12 protein-coding genes are annotated in these 14,547 nt (G+C 41.7%); 3 read left to right on the plus strand and 9 right to left on the minus strand.

Annotation, left to right across the window (positions count from 1 at the left end; translation table 11 throughout):
• Positions 1-7: 7 nt before the first annotated feature.
• From FK004_RS10315 to FK004_RS10325, 3 genes are all read right to left on the minus strand, one after another.
• Positions 8-832, minus strand: a complete 825-nt coding sequence (locus tag FK004_RS10315; RefSeq protein ID WP_108737181.1) for a hypothetical protein — start codon at positions 830-832, stop codon at positions 8-10.
• 61 nt (positions 833-893) lie between these two features.
• Complete coding sequence (locus FK004_RS10320) at positions 894-1,673, minus strand: hypothetical protein (protein ID WP_108737182.1); 780 nt, start codon at positions 1,671-1,673, stop codon at positions 894-896.
• A gap of 194 nt (positions 1,674-1,867) precedes the next feature.
• The gene (locus tag FK004_RS10325) at positions 1,868-2,605 is read right to left on the minus strand and encodes a hypothetical protein (RefSeq protein WP_108737183.1); all 738 of its coding nucleotides are present in this window, start codon (positions 2,603-2,605) and stop codon (positions 1,868-1,870) included.
• A gap of 317 nt (positions 2,606-2,922) precedes the next feature.
• On the opposite strand from FK004_RS10325, the gene FK004_RS10330 reads away from it, so the two are divergent.
• Positions 2,923-3,621 carry an SDR family oxidoreductase gene (locus FK004_RS10330; protein ID WP_108737184.1) on the plus strand — a complete coding sequence of 233 codons (699 nt, stop codon included), beginning with the start codon at positions 2,923-2,925 and terminating at the stop codon, positions 3,619-3,621.
• Between the two features lie 60 nt (positions 3,622-3,681).
• On the opposite strand, the gene FK004_RS10335 is transcribed toward FK004_RS10330, so the two are convergent.
• The gene (locus FK004_RS10335; protein WP_108737185.1) at positions 3,682-4,131 is read right to left on the minus strand and encodes a hypothetical protein; all 450 of its coding nucleotides are present in this window, start codon (positions 4,129-4,131) and stop codon (positions 3,682-3,684) included.
• A 250-nt stretch (positions 4,132-4,381) separates the two neighbouring features.
• Between FK004_RS10335 and FK004_RS10340 the strand changes: the two genes are divergently transcribed.
• Positions 4,382-4,879, plus strand: a complete 498-nt coding sequence (locus FK004_RS10340; RefSeq protein ID WP_108737186.1) for a VOC family protein — start codon at positions 4,382-4,384, stop codon at positions 4,877-4,879.
• Between the two features lie 79 nt (positions 4,880-4,958).
• Here the strand turns inward: FK004_RS10340 and FK004_RS10345 are convergent, their stop codons facing one another.
• The 5 genes from FK004_RS10345 to FK004_RS10360 all read right to left on the minus strand — a co-directional run bounded on the left by FK004_RS10345 (position 4,959) and on the right by FK004_RS10360 (position 13,252).
• Complete coding sequence (locus FK004_RS10345) at positions 4,959-6,140, minus strand: hypothetical protein (RefSeq protein ID WP_108737187.1); 1,182 nt, start codon at positions 6,138-6,140, stop codon at positions 4,959-4,961.
• Positions 6,141-6,287: 147 nt separating this feature from the next.
• Positions 6,288-7,145: an IS3 family transposase gene (locus tag FK004_RS10350; RefSeq protein WP_262497642.1), complete on the minus strand. Its 858-nt coding sequence runs from the start codon at positions 7,143-7,145 to the stop codon at positions 6,288-6,290.
• Between the two features lie 14 nt (positions 7,146-7,159).
• Complete coding sequence (locus FK004_RS19445; protein WP_227871586.1) at positions 7,160-7,588, minus strand: hypothetical protein; 429 nt, start codon at positions 7,586-7,588, stop codon at positions 7,160-7,162.
• A 153-nt stretch (positions 7,589-7,741) separates the two neighbouring features.
• Complete coding sequence (locus FK004_RS10355) at positions 7,742-12,802, minus strand: DUF4132 domain-containing protein (RefSeq protein WP_108737188.1); 5,061 nt, start codon at positions 12,800-12,802, stop codon at positions 7,742-7,744.
• A 15-nt stretch (positions 12,803-12,817) separates the two neighbouring features.
• Positions 12,818-13,252 carry a hypothetical protein gene (locus tag FK004_RS10360; protein ID WP_108737189.1) on the minus strand — a complete coding sequence of 145 codons (435 nt, stop codon included), beginning with the start codon at positions 13,250-13,252 and terminating at the stop codon, positions 12,818-12,820.
• A gap of 334 nt (positions 13,253-13,586) precedes the next feature.
• Between FK004_RS10360 and FK004_RS10365 the strand changes: the two genes are divergently transcribed.
• Positions 13,587-14,504, plus strand: coding sequence for a bestrophin family protein (locus tag FK004_RS10365; protein WP_108737190.1), 918 nt, complete (start codon positions 13,587-13,589; stop codon positions 14,502-14,504).
• Positions 14,505-14,547 lie beyond the last annotated feature (43 nt).

The following is a 14,547-nucleotide window of genomic DNA, read 5'->3' on the forward strand; positions in this document are numbered from 1 at the left end:
CGTACTCTTAATAATAGTCAATCGTTCGTTTTTCGATATACTGTACCATACCGTTTTGAGAATAGGCGGTACGTTGTATCCAGTTTCCCTTAGTATCATACTGGTAGGTAAAAGTGGTGGTGGTTTCGGGAATCGATTGCGCGATCCATAGTTTGGTTGCGGCATCCCGATAGGTAAGTCCGCTATAGGCTCCTTCGCCTTCAATCTGGGTAAGGGGATTCCCATTGAAATCATTTTTGTAGGTAAATTGCTGGTGCAAATTGGCAGGGCTTTTTTGCCACAACCGCTGTATCACACAATGGTTATGCTCATCAAATGCCTGTTGGCGTTGTGCGGTCAGTTCGCCTCGAGGGGTATATTCTGCTATGCTGATGAGGTTGCCATGGATATCCCGGACCTGGATGGTTTTCCATTGGAAGCTTTTATGCGAATAATTAGGGTAATAATACCGGATACTTTCTTTTTTCAGGGTATCATTTTTATAGCAGATGGCATAGGATTTTAAACGTTCCGCAGCAAGTTGGTCTATAGTATAGCCGATCAGAATGCCTTTGGAATCATAGCGGTACAACTCCCTGGTAGTAGGTATGCCATTATGGGCTGTCGTAATCTCGCTATGGTACCCTTTTTTGGTATAGCGTGTACAGCGTTCCAGGCGTGGCACAGCCTTTTCAGCAATCCGGTCCTGAACCAGGGAATCATAAGTGCTGTGGCAAAGCTGCCTGACTTTTCCCTTTAACCGGGTATCCCTCCAGTCGTTTGGTAATACCTGTGCCGGGCCACAAGAAAGTAATATGATGCCCACAAAAAGAAGTATAACAATTTTCTTCATGTCTTAAGGATAATATTTGAACAGTAGCAATAATACTAGCGATTGCTTCATAGTTATAGGCTTACTTATAATATTCAATGATACGTTTTTTTAAAACAGGGACATCCGCAGTACCACTTACCGTAGTCCGGGTAATCCAGTTGCCCCAGCTGTCAAAAGTATAGGTATAATGGCTGGTCCACTGTTGTGTAGGGATTTCTTTCTTTCCTTTTTCAGGTTTTGAAAGCGGAGTTATTTTTACCGATTCACTGATGGGATTTCCTTTGTCATCATTCGTATAGGTTATTGACTCATGAGTACCCGTATTAAAATTATCGACCTCATGAGCCGTTTGATAATGATGTGTATCATAGTCATATCGCTGGATGAGGTCAAATTCCCGGGACTTGTCAGTAAGGTTGATTTTGTAGGATACGTTGATCAGGTCCCCAACAGTATTGTATTTGAAAATCCCAAAAAGGAGTGGTTCTCCCCAATCGATTTTGTTCAGGGTAATCGTTTGTGCATCGGTTTTTGTAGCTAATGCCCGTGAAGTGGGCTGCAGATCAGCAGTGGTTGTGATGAGTTCTTTTAAAACTGTTTCCCCTTCATATTTCAAAATTACATTGGTCGCAAATACGCCCGAATATTCCTGTTTTTCCTGGGTTTTATAGCCTTTTGAATTGAAGGTTTTGGTATTGACGAGAATTGGTTCTACGGTATCCTGTTGGGTAAAAGTAGATTCGGTGAGTTGTTTTACCGGGCCTTGTAGGTTATGTTGTTGCCACCCATTTCTTGGTTCAGTCTTAGTGAAAGCTAAAGCAAACAGAGTACCGAAAAGTAGAGCGATTATTGTTTTCATAGAGTGGGAGGTTAATGCTGTTTGTTGTACTGCTTTTAATTTCCAAAAGAGAATTGTTCCCAAAGGCTAAATGGTTGTATTGTAATTTAACTAAGAAAATGCTACTGGTTTTTGAGCGTGTTTATTGGCGGTAGTATGCAAAGTACTGCTTTATTTTCTGCTGTCCAATTCTTGCCGAAGATAACTTCGATGCGCTAATAGTATTCTATTTCCTGCTTTTCGGTTACAACGGTTCCGCTATCAGTTACTATTGTTTTTAGCAGCCAGTTTCCAACAGCGTCATAGGTGTAGGAAGAATGTTGTAGGACTTCTTTTTCCGGATGCTGGGAGGATATCGTAATCGGATTTCCATTAGTGTCATTATCATAGCGTACTACAACATCGGGGATAGTTCCGGGATAATGATGGGTGGTTTGAATCTTATAGCCCAGGCTATCATAGGTATTTATAGTTTTTGATTCGAAGTTACGCCTCTCCACTCCATATTTTATTTCTGAGATAAGATGGCCGTTAGCATCATAAATGCGTGTCATCTCCGGATGGGAGTTGGGTGTGGCGTGCCTGAAGTGATAGGTATTGCTTTTTTGTAGCGGATGATAGCTATGGCTAATTTCGAAAACCCTGTTTCGCTTACTATCGGGCATATAGCTGTATACATAAGAATCCAGGAGGCCTTTAAGCGTATAGCGATAGGTTATGGTGCTATCGGGGGTATCATGTTCTACGGACGGTACTGTATAATATTTAATTTCGAAGAGATTGCCCCGCGGATCAAAGTAATAGACGTCTTTTACATCCAGTTGGCGGTACCGCGTCAATGTTTTTACAGCGCCTTTCAGGTTCAGGCTTTCCCAGTCGGTCCTGATCTTGTATTCCGGTTTACAGCCTGCAATTGCAAAGAGCAGTAACAGGAGCATGGTTTTCTTTTTCATAGTTTCTGGTCGAATTAAACGAACGCTACAGCAAGAGCAAAAGTAAATCACCCTATCGGATCGTGATGACTGTAAACGTTTTAAGAATAATAGATAAGGACATTTATGCTATTCGGTAATTTGGATACCATTATCCGGAATATGGCTACTTGAAAAAGGGACTGCTTCCGTAGCTTTGTACCGTATAAAAGTAGAAATCCAAATGCAATATCAGTTAGGAAACCAGGTACCAGGTACCAGGTGCAAGGATAAGCGGTATAACAGCATTAGTTTTTCCTGATTTTTATCTCTAAATTTAACCACTATACAACAAAACTATGGATATCAAAGAAGCAAAAGTAATTATAACCGGTGGGAGTACCGGAATAGGCTATGAGACAGCAAAATTATTGGTGAGCAAAGGGGCTTCCGTAGTCATTTGTTCCCGTAATCAGGCAGTAATTGAAAAGGCAGCACAGGAAATAGGTGCGATAGGCCTGGCGGCAGATATTTCTATTGAAGCGGATGTACAGGCTTTATTCACTGCTGCGTCCGAGAAATTAGGTGGACTGAATGTCGTAATCAATAATGCCGGAATTGGCTATATTGGATCGCTGGTGGAAACCTCTGTGGACAACTTTACCAAAATTTGGGAAACCAATGTCAAAGGTGCTTTTTTAGTAGGTCGGGAAGCGGCTAACCATTTTATTCTGCAGCGTAGTGGGAATATTGTAAATATAGCTTCTACGGCAGGGCAAAAAGGATTTGCTGGCGGCACTGCTTATTGTGCGAGTAAATTTGCCGTATCGGCGATGACCGAAAGCTGGCGTGCTGAATTGCGTAAAGATAATATCCGGGTGATGCAGGTAAACCCGAGTGAAGTGGTAACACCTTTCATTGAAAAATGTGGTTTCGAACCGACGAACGTAGCCTCCAAATTAAAACCTTCCGAGATTGCCCATACCATTGTAGCCATGTTAGAAATGAATGATATCGGTTTTATTACCGATGCCACTGTTTGGGCGACCAATCCGTAAATTCCGGATGTGATACAAAATGAAAACTACAGTCTCTCGGTTGTAGTTTTTTATTTGGGCTTACCATACATTTTCGATCGTGTAATCCGTACCATTTACGGCAAATGAAAATCCCACTGCTTTACCGATCATCTGGCTGGCTAATGGGGACTTTGGCGATACTGCAAATACGGCTTTCCCCTCTATTGTGATTTTGGGCAAGGCAATACTGATAAACAGTAAGAGGCCATTTGCCTGTACCAGGCTGCCAAGGACAATAATTTCCGAAGCCGCTTCGGGATCAATTTTATCCAGTACGGCTTTCTGGTCGAGTATTTCAGCCAGCTTGTAGTTGAGTTTTTCCTGTTCCAGATGCATCATGGATAAAGCTGTTTCATGTTTATCCCCTGCCGATCCTTTGGCATCATTTTTAGAATCTTCTGTCAATGCCGAAATCATATCCCGGAATGCATCAATTTTATCCTGAACCTGCTGTTGGTAATACTGGTAGATCTTCTGTTTTAATGTCATGGTAAATAAATTGGCAAATGGATACCCGGCAAATTTAAGCGAATATTCGGATCATGCATAAGCCGATAAGATAATCTATTGTAAAACAGAAATCATTCAGGCATCCTTCTGTCGGTATTTTTTCTCTTTTGCCCCTTACGATTGTCCGTTCTTCCCTATGTCTGATTCGATAAAAAACACCAACTTTATGCTATAATAAATTGATATACAGGATAAATAGGGACAAAGTCGAATTTTAAATACTACTATTATGGCAATTCAGCAAAAAATAACAGCTAACTTATGGTTTGACGGACAGGCAGAAGCTGCAGTACAATTTTATACCGGGATTTTCAAAAATGCATCCATAGGAAGGGTGACGCGATATGGAAAAGAAGGTTTTGAATTCCATGGCAAGCCCGAAGGTACAGCAATGACGATCCAGTTTTACCTGGAAGGGCAGGAGTTTGTTGCCCTGAATGGCGGCCCACAGTTTAAATTTACCGAAGCACTATCCTTTATTGTAAATTGTGACACCCAGGAGGAGATTGATTATTACTGGGAACGGCTTTCCGAAAAGGGCGATCCGGCAGCGCAGGTATGTGGCTGGCTCAAAGATCAATATGGACTTTCCTGGCAGATTGTACCTACACTATTGGTAGACCTGATAACGAATGCAGAAGGGGCAAAGGCGCAGAAAGTGATGCATGCCCTGATGGGGATGAAGAAAATCAATAGTAAAGAATTACAAGAAGCCTTTGATAGTTAGGTACCAGCTATAATTATAATAAGGGCTACCCCAATACCATCAGGAAGCCCTTATAATTGCAGTTCTTGCGAATTTGTTTTTAATTGTGGAATCTATTATTGATGATGATAGTCTTAAGTTTTAACTTTAGGTCGGTACTGGTATCAGAAATCATCTGCTCATTGGATGGAAAAGGAACTTGTTTTTTATCAAAATAGCTATAGTAACCCGTATCAGCGGCTTTTTTGTTGCCTTTGTATTTGGCATAAATGGATTCAAAAACAAATTCACTGGACAAGGGAAATGATCCTATAAGTTGGTTCGATTTTAAATTTAGATATTCAATTTGTGCTTTCACAAAACAGGATTTGTATTGGCGAAATTCATAAATGGTTACTTTTCCATGTGTATAATTCGGGACTTTTACGGGATTGCCTTTGCCGTCTTTAACAGTATTTCCCTTTCCATCAACTTTATTCTTTTCTCCGTCTTCTACATCCCTTTCTTTGACAAATTCTTTTTCATGTGTTTGTTCCGGAGAAATTACAATGTCTTGAAAACGAATTGTAAGGCTATAATCGTAGGAGATGTTTTTATCTTTACTATTATGAAAAATTGTCCATTGGTCATCGAGCCCAAAAGTGCTAAAATCGAGCAGCTCATTTTGCAAGCGTTTAGGGATGGCAATACGGGTTTCATTTTTAGTGGTGACGTATACAAATTCTGTCCCTTTTACCAAAGCTTTTTCCATTAGTATTGTAACATCTTTATAATTGGGATAAATCGTATTCAGATAAGCGAGGTTTTCGTATGCTTTTCGTGCTGCTGCTTTGTCGTACGACTGTAAAAGCGCGGATGCATTTTGATAAGAGAAGGCAGCAAATGCATTTCTACTTTTTGTAATCTCTGAAGTATAGTCGTGGAAAGTGAATTGGGCTTCCCGCGCTGGTGTCAGCAATCGTAAAGGGAGTAATGGAATTATTTTTTCCTGGCGCTGATGCAATCCGATATATAAATTATATATTTTTTCAGATTCCGCAGCATTTTTTGCGGCTTCCAGCATTTTAATTTCCCGTTGATCCCGTGCGACCGCTTTAGAGAAAGCTTCTTCGAGCAAGTATATATATTCCTGCTTTCCTTTACTGTCCTTATTGGAACGTAAAGCGGCGACAGCAGTATCAATTGCGGCATCATAATTACCGGTGTTCAGATGGTTTTGTGTCGTTTTGACCCCACAGGCTATAAAGAGGAGTAACAGGAAGACTGTAGTTGTTTTTTTCATTGTATTTTTTTTTAATGCGCAAAATTAAGTGCCTCCTCTCACTATAGTCGCCCCTAAACGTCATTTAAATATCATATAAAGCTTTTTATACAATCTGTCTAGTCCTAGAATAGCAATACAGGATTAATAATAATAAAAGTACATTTTTTAGACAGAAGTAGCTTCATGGTTACTTCTGTTTTTTGTTTTATAGGTTTTCATTTCTATTTCTTTTTGCTGATGCATTTGCATCGGAGTAAGCATATGATTAGAGCAATGCGGTCTTACTAGATTATAAATCTGTATAGATTCCTTAACTACTAACTTAATAATATTAAGTTGCTGATCATTATACCTATCTACTAAAAACTCCTGTTTTAATATTCCATTTACCCTTTCAGCGACCGCATTTTGATATGGATCATAAGACTCAGTCATGCTACAGCGCAGGTTTTTAGTCTTGCGTATCACTTTTTGATATTCATCAGAACAATATTGTATACCTCTATCTGAGTGATGGATTAACGACAAACAACTATTTTTCCTGCTCTTAAGAGCCATTTGTAAAGCTTTAAGACTATTTTCGGCATTTAAATTAGTAGCTACATTAAATCCCATGATCCGTTTTGAATATGCATCTGTTACTAAGCTTAAATAGCAGGGCTTACTTCTTTTTCCGATGTATGTAATATCGGATACCCAAACCTGTTCAGGACGTATTATTTTTAAGTTTTCAATTAAATTCTTGTGTTTTTTAAAACGATGATATGAGTTAGTCGTAATATGATAGCTCCGTTTTGGAGATATTAGCAGATGGTTTACTTTGAGGATATTAAAAAACATATCTCTTCCAATCTTCAATGCTCTAAGCTCCTGGTTTAATAAATAATACAACTTTCTCGTACCGATACGAGGCATTTTCATCCTAATCTTTCTTACCATAAGAATGACTTGTTCAGACTTTGATTGCTTTAAGATTTTTCTTTTAATGCTACGATAATAGACCTGCCTGTCTATCCCGAACAAACTACAGGTAAAACCTAAGGTTTGTTTTTGTTCTTCTTTAAATAGGACAATTGTTCGGGTGATGAGTTTTTTCGGATATCGATATTATATTCTTTCTCTGCAATATCAATAAGCATATCAAAAATAATAGCTTTCTTATCCGTAAAATTAACTTGTTGCTCCAGATGAGCTTTCTGTTTTTCAAGAAGCGTAACTTTAGCTTCGAGTTCCATGATTTGCTGTTCAGGTGTTTTAGCCATTTGAGATGGGGTTTGGGTTTCCCAATCAAAGTTACCAAATTTTCTAAGCCAACTAACAACTGTTGAACGTGCTTGCACACCATATTTTTTACAAGCTCCATGTGTAGATAACTCTCCTCGTTCAATCTCATGGACGATTTGCAATTTGAGAGACATACTGTAATCTCGCTGGGTTCGCTTTACATAATTTTTCTCTTTAGACATAATTGAGTTTTTTTTTGTATCGCTATTTCAGGACGGGACAATCAAATTCATAAAAAAACCTGTCAATTTATAGTGACAGGTTTTTTATAATGCATTGTCCAGATATACTTGTTACAGTATCAAAATAGGGGCCTTCTTTAAACTCGCTAAAAACTATTTACGGTCAATCTGTCTGAGTACTGTTGGATCCTGGATCTCCTGATCCCTTGCGAGGAGCAGTACTTTGGAAATCACCTCAGCCGATTTTGGGTCATCATCTGCAAAAGGCAGGAAGATGCGTCCGCGGTGTTGGGAATGTACCGGTAGGATCGACAGGTATTTTCCCGGTACCTGATGGACAATAGCACTCCCGAGGTGTACACTATAATCGGCCAAAGTCCCTTTTATGAGGGCGTGGCTTCCTGTAATCGTCACATTATCGAGTTTAAACAGTCGGGCCGTTTCCCGTAATATTACCGAACGCATTGCAATCGAAGAATGACTGGCTTCAGGGTCGGTAGCTCCCACATGTGCCACACTAACCACCAGGTCGATATCGCGCATCACTTCGGAGAAGAGACGGGGATTAATGGATTCAAAAGGAATATTCTTATAGTCTTTCAACGAATGGAATTCAATGGTTTCCAAAGTTGGGCTTTCTACATCGGCAGGAGAAAACCAGTCAGCCAGGGCATACAGTTTTACCTGGAAGCCTTCTTTATGGAATACTTTCTGTAACCCTTCCTCGTAATCCACTTTCCAGCCTCTTGATTTCAATAGCGCCAGGGTTTGTTTCGGATGTACCTGATGTCCGGCATAACGTCGGGAGATGGATTTTGCTTCCAGTTCATCCGGTGTAGGGACATACAGCTCCCGGAAGATTTGTTTAAAAGGCTGTTTTAGCTGATGGTCAAAAGCATACGACTGGAATGCGCTCCATACGCCCGCCTGATACAGGTCGGTACAATGGACGATACGCAGGGTCTGGTCTTCGGATAGCAGAATAATTTCGCCATCTGCAGTAATAAGGCTACCTTTTTCATAAAATCCGATAGTGCCGTTAGTACTGATGAATAGTAATTTTTCAAGGTGCTTGGCAATCACCGGATGCTCAAAAAGGTTGTGTATTTCGACATAGAGAAATTCATCCCCACGAACCATTGCTTCTTCCAGGCCTTTACGGGATCGGGTAAACTGTTCGCGCAGTACTTTGCGGTTTGCGGTCAGTTCGAGTATCGCCGGGTGCTTTTTGATTTTAGCAGGTATCGCTTTCAGTTGTTTGTCGTCTTTAAAGGTAACCAGTTCCGCTTTTCCTTCCTCGTCAATGATCAATCCGGTAAGGATCCCCTCAATAGTGACTTGTGTTTCTTTGGAAAGGATTTTTTGGACTTGTTTGGTTTCCATGGCCCACGTTAGGCGTATTGGATCCGGATAACCCGCATTCCGTGCTAAGTTTTCCAGTGCCACCCGAATTGCCAGTCCTTCGCTGGCCTGTTTCATAGAACCGAATTCACGGCTTTCTTTCTTAAACTGCTGAATGTATTCGTAACGGGAAAGTACATCCTTTTCAGGATTGGCCTTGCTCAAAGGCACGAGCCCATAAACCCGAAGGTAATCCTGGTCGCGTTTGTCTTTTACCTTAGCCGTAACTTCCCGGATTTTCAGGTCTCCGAGTAAGGTATCGGCATAGAGCCTTGCCCTGCGATGGCCATTACCATCGGTAACGTATTTGGCCGAATCGTAAAGCATTTCCCATTTGGCTTTGCCCAATTGTTTATATGCGCTTTCAAACCAGTTCTTGTCGACCGCACCATCATTAAAATCCTGGAGGTCTACGGCCGAATATTTGGCCACTTCACTTTCCAGTTCCGCATTTACGGCCTGGTAGCCGGCTGATTTTGTATGGGCATGCATCCACCAAATCGCGGAATCGAGCCCTTTCCATCCGAGGTAACTACTGATGAAATTCTGCCATTGGGGAGCATAAATAGCGGCCTGTACCAATCGGAGTTCGGCGATTTTGGCTTTTTTTACCAAATCATTAAACTGTTCCTGTGTATCGTCCTTTCTCGGGTAGCAGCGTTTGAGCAGGGTACTGAACAATTGCTGTTTGTTGAGTTCTTCCGTGCTATAAGCATAGATGTACCCTTTGTAAAGACTTCCTTTGCCAAGCCCGGACAGGATTTCAGTAAAGCGATCGCTGCCATAGATTTTGCGGAAGCTTTGAACAAGTAGCGTCACCGGAGTACTGCTATCCCCACGCAGCAGTTCTACATCCAGAAAGGCCTCACGCATGGTGTCCAGTATAGGGGAGAGGAAATCAAATTTTTTGATCAGCTGGTCTTTATAGTGGCGTGCATCTTTCCGTTCATTCGTCAGGTTTTCGATACGCTTTGGATGCAGTATGCCGGAAATCAGTTCATCTTTGGTGATAATTTTGTTTTCAAAAGCACGGCAATAAAGGTACAGTGGCGGAAGGTTGAGCGGAGCATTTTGTGGAAGCCCGTTAAACTGGCGCCAGCGGTACAGGTTCCACACTTCCGCTACCTGGGTAGGGGTCAGTGTGTTTAATTCGATGCCATTAAGAAATACATCAAAGAAACCCTGGGACTGCCATCCGTTGCCACTCTCCTGTTGGGTATAATAATTATTGTTGTCCTGTGGCTGCTCGAAATCGATCAGTTTTTGCGGCAAATTGGAATACAAATGGGTAGCAGCACCGATCAGGAAGTCATTTTTGGCTGCAAATGGATATTTGTAAATCAACGCTTTCAATATATTCAAAAACGGATGATTCCAGTCGTAATAGTGCTTCTTGGAAGGATTAGGGATGTAGTCTTTGTAGTAAAAGACATAATCGTCCAGGAAATCCCGGAACAGCTTACGGCTGCAGTTTTCAGTATGGGTAAGCAGGAACAGGTCAATAGGCTGCAGGCCCGATGCGATGTACCATTCATCCCAAAGTTCATGTAAGGGATAATTTTGGAATTGTTCTTCGGCAGTATACTTGTCGGTATTACGGCGGATAATCTGGAAGCTGTTTCCTAACAATACTTTTTCCCTGGAGTCATCCCAGTACTCGACTTCATATTCATAATTCTGGTGCTGGTTAAAAATAGCCACGAGTTGTTCCAGATTTTTCTGGATCTCGGTCAGAGGTTTTGTAAAACCATATTTGTTTTTGTGCGTGATAAGTTTATAAACCGAATTGTTTTCCGGCTTAGGTAGTGCATAGGGAGTAATTACTTTAGGGTCGTATTGCCCATACCCATTTTCGACAGAAAGTACGATCTTGTCCGGTGCTGGTGCCAGGAGTTCCAGGTATTTTTCTTCCCGTTCCGAGATTTTTTTCTTTTCCTTATAGTCCGTAGTCCAAAGGCTGATTTGTTCCGGGATTCTTTTTTGCTGCTGGAGTTCTACCATCAGCTCCAGTGCCGCAGCGCGTTGCTCAACATCGCCATTGTGGAGCATATTCCCTATGGCCGGGGATATTGTCGTATCAGTTACGTTAAGGAGCAACTGGAGCAGGCTTTTACGCAGTGTTGCATTTTTGCGTTTTAGCAGTTCCTGGAACACTACCAACTCTTCTTCATTGATAGCAACCCTCGAGAAAACATTAATTGCCGAAGCTATCATTGCTTCACCACGGTCTTTAAGGATCTGTGCTGCAAATTTACGTTGGTAGTCCGTGGGAATCTTGTTGTTCTGTTTGGAATGGTCAAGGGCATAAAAACCATAGCAGTAAAATTTACCCAATACCTGTTCTGTCAGGGATTGCCTAAGATTGATGGTATAAGTGTCAAAATGCTGTAAGAGCAATTCCAGGCGTTCCGGATGGTCACCTGTCAGGTAAATCAGGCATTGGTACAGGGCCTCTTTTTCAAACTTATGGGTAAGCCACGAAAATACTTTCCCCGGGAAAACTTTTTCTTTGTCGGTAATTTTCTGGGCCAGCTCGTAGATCGTATCAAACAAATGAGGATAATCAGGATTGTCGATATAGAATTTTGAAGCTACATTGGCAGCCAATAGCGGTTTCATTCCCACCAGGGCAAATGCGAGTAACTGGAGGTTATCTTCAGCCAGGGCTTTAAAATACAACGGCATTTCCAGGTAGGGATCTCCGGTCTGCCGTACAAATTGCAGGGCAAGGCATTTCTTTTCGAGAGTGCCTTTGTCCATAAGTTCGTGCAGGTAAGGGGCAGTTTTTGCTACATCCAGGACACCCTGTACCCAAAGTGCCATATACACTTCGTTATTGTTTTTACTTTTTACCGCTTCGGGGATGCTTTCGGGATGGCTTAAATACTGGTGTGCCAATCCAATGATTGTACGGACAGTAGTTTCCTTTTCGGTTTCCCATCCGAGGCCCGCCCACGTATCGATCGCCCTTACTACCGAAGAAAAACGGGTCAGTTTATGTTCGATAATCACACCGATCATATAGTGTAATGCACCAATACTGGTTTCGTCCAGCGCTTCAAGTATCATTTGCCGTAAGCCTTCCTGGCGTTGTGCCGACAGTAATAGTTTTTCAACGAGTTCCCAGCACTGTTGTTGATTGCTGTTGAGTAATGCTTTAATAATTCCGCGGCTTACTTTTCCGGTAGTTTCCTTATTAAAGATGATATCTTCCATCAGCTGGTATATGTTACTATTCCCGGAATCAATCGCGGCACTCCACACCATAAACTCCCGGCTGTTATTGTATATATCGTTATCAAAACGGATTTCATCCTCGAGTGTTAGTTGATAATACTTATTATCAGTACCATAGTAACCGGTTTTGGGTGCGTTAATCACAGCCCGGAGGAAGTTCACTTGGTTGAGCAACAGGAAGGTTTCATTTTCCGGCGCGCGGAAGGAGCGTCGGCTGTATCCATTCTGGTACATAGCGAACGGGAGGCGATTCCAGGCCTGGAGTATATAAGCGGCTTTTTCGGGACCGGCAAAATAAACTAGCAGAGCATAATAATCCGGATCTTCCCATATTTTAGGCTGGATAAGTTCCTTGAATTGGCTGGCTTCCTTGGAGCCCATTGTAATATCGGACTGGTAATAGTCTTTTGCAGGTGCCAAAAGTGCCAGTCCCAGTTGGGCGACTTCTTTTTTGAGCGGCTGTTTATGGAGCAGGGAATTAAAAAAACCGGCTGTTGTTATGGCAGTCAGTTCTTTCTTGAAATGTTTCGCAGGGTTTTCAATCACCCGGCTTTCCAGATAGGATTCAATAGACATAATTGTAGGATTAGTTTACCAGATACTGCCTGCTAAAAATACCAGGCGTATGAATGTAAAAGTTAAGGAATGCGAAAGATCGATTGGGGTAGTCAGGCTACTGAGTTCTTCATCACCATAAAAAACGGCAAAGAGGCCGTCTTCAAAAGCCAGGAGTGCATTTTCCTGTGCCTTTGGCAGGTCGGCTTTTTGTGCATTGTAAATGCTGCCAAAACCTGCTTTTCCGGTTTCGGTCAAAACCTGTAAGTACTTGTGAGATGGAGCATGAGTGCGGTCTTCTGTATCCGTATCAGGCTCTCTTGCATTATATAGTGCTACCTGTTGCGCGACTACAGCTTCCAGTAATTCTTTGACAGTAGGTGCACCAGTATTCAGGTCGATATCCAATACCTGCTCCTGCAATAGTGGATGTTTACGCCCCAGCTGTTTGACGGTGACTTTTATTTCCAAAATAATTTCTTTAGTATGTGTAAGATAATAACTAATATAATGCCCCTAAATTGCAATTCATTTTTCAAAAAACGTTTAAATAAAAGTTAATGTTATGGCATTTAGCTTTTAGGGAAACTTTCCAAAATAGCTGGTTTTTTTACAGTTGGCAAAATTAAGTAGTGGACTTTGTGTTGTATTGCCTCATAACGTTTTTTAAATGTCAGATTGCGCTTTTTATGCGGATAGCACCTAGTATAATCCTGCGTATTTGCTATAAGTTTCCAGAGAATACCGATTGGTTTCCTAATTATTTTTTACATTTATACTATAATTAAACCTGCTCCCATTTCTTATGATTACCAAAAGAAAAACCAACTGGTTCCGGATGCTTTTTGAATGGAAAGGCTCTGTGTTACCGCAGTTATTACCCCGTTTGTCCCTCTTATTCCTGTTTTCGCTACTGATCGTTTATTTTCGTGAGTTTTTGCTGCACCACCACATTCACCTGAATCCTGCCATCTTTACGTTATTTGGTATTGCACTGGCTATTTTCCTGGGATTCCGCAATAGTGTGAGCTATGATCGTTTTTGGGAAGGCCGCAAACTTTGGGGTGCCCTCCTCAATGATACCCGTTCCCTCGCACGACAGGCATTGACACTATTAGAAAGTACGAATTACAAACAGCAGCAATCGGAATTTATCAGGATGCTGATGGCTTTTGTATATGCTCTGAAACACCAGTTGCGGCACACCGATGCTACAACTGATCTGGAACGGCTGCTTCCGCCAGCCTTGTGCAAAGAAATTGCTACTGCAGATTTTAAACCCATACTCATTATGAAAGCACTGGGCGTTTGGGTACAGCAGGCAAAGCGCGATGGCAAAATCGATTCGATTACCCAGGTTGCTTTTGACGATAACCTCAACAAATTATCGGATAGCGTTGGGGGCTGCGAAAGGATAGCTAGTACACCCATTCCTTATACCTATAGTGTTTTACTGCACCGTACAGTCTACCTCTATTGTTTTATGCTTCCCTTTGGTTTTGTCGAAAGCTTAGGGTGGATCACACCTTTTATCATTGTGTTTGTGGCCTATACCTTTACCGCATTGGAAGCGATTGCCGATGAACTGGAAGATCCATTTGGCACCCAGCCCAATGATCTTGCGCTGGACACAATGAGCACGATGATCGAAAGCACACTGGCAGAACTTGACGGTTACCGTATCGAACGTAACGTACAGCCCCAAAGCTATTACAGTACCTGATCGTGATTTAAGCCAATCGGTTATTGAAATCACAATTTGTTTC

Source organism: Flavobacterium kingsejongi (genome assembly GCF_003076475.1).
Lineage (GTDB): Bacteria > Bacteroidota > Bacteroidia > Flavobacteriales > Flavobacteriaceae > Flavobacterium > Flavobacterium kingsejongi.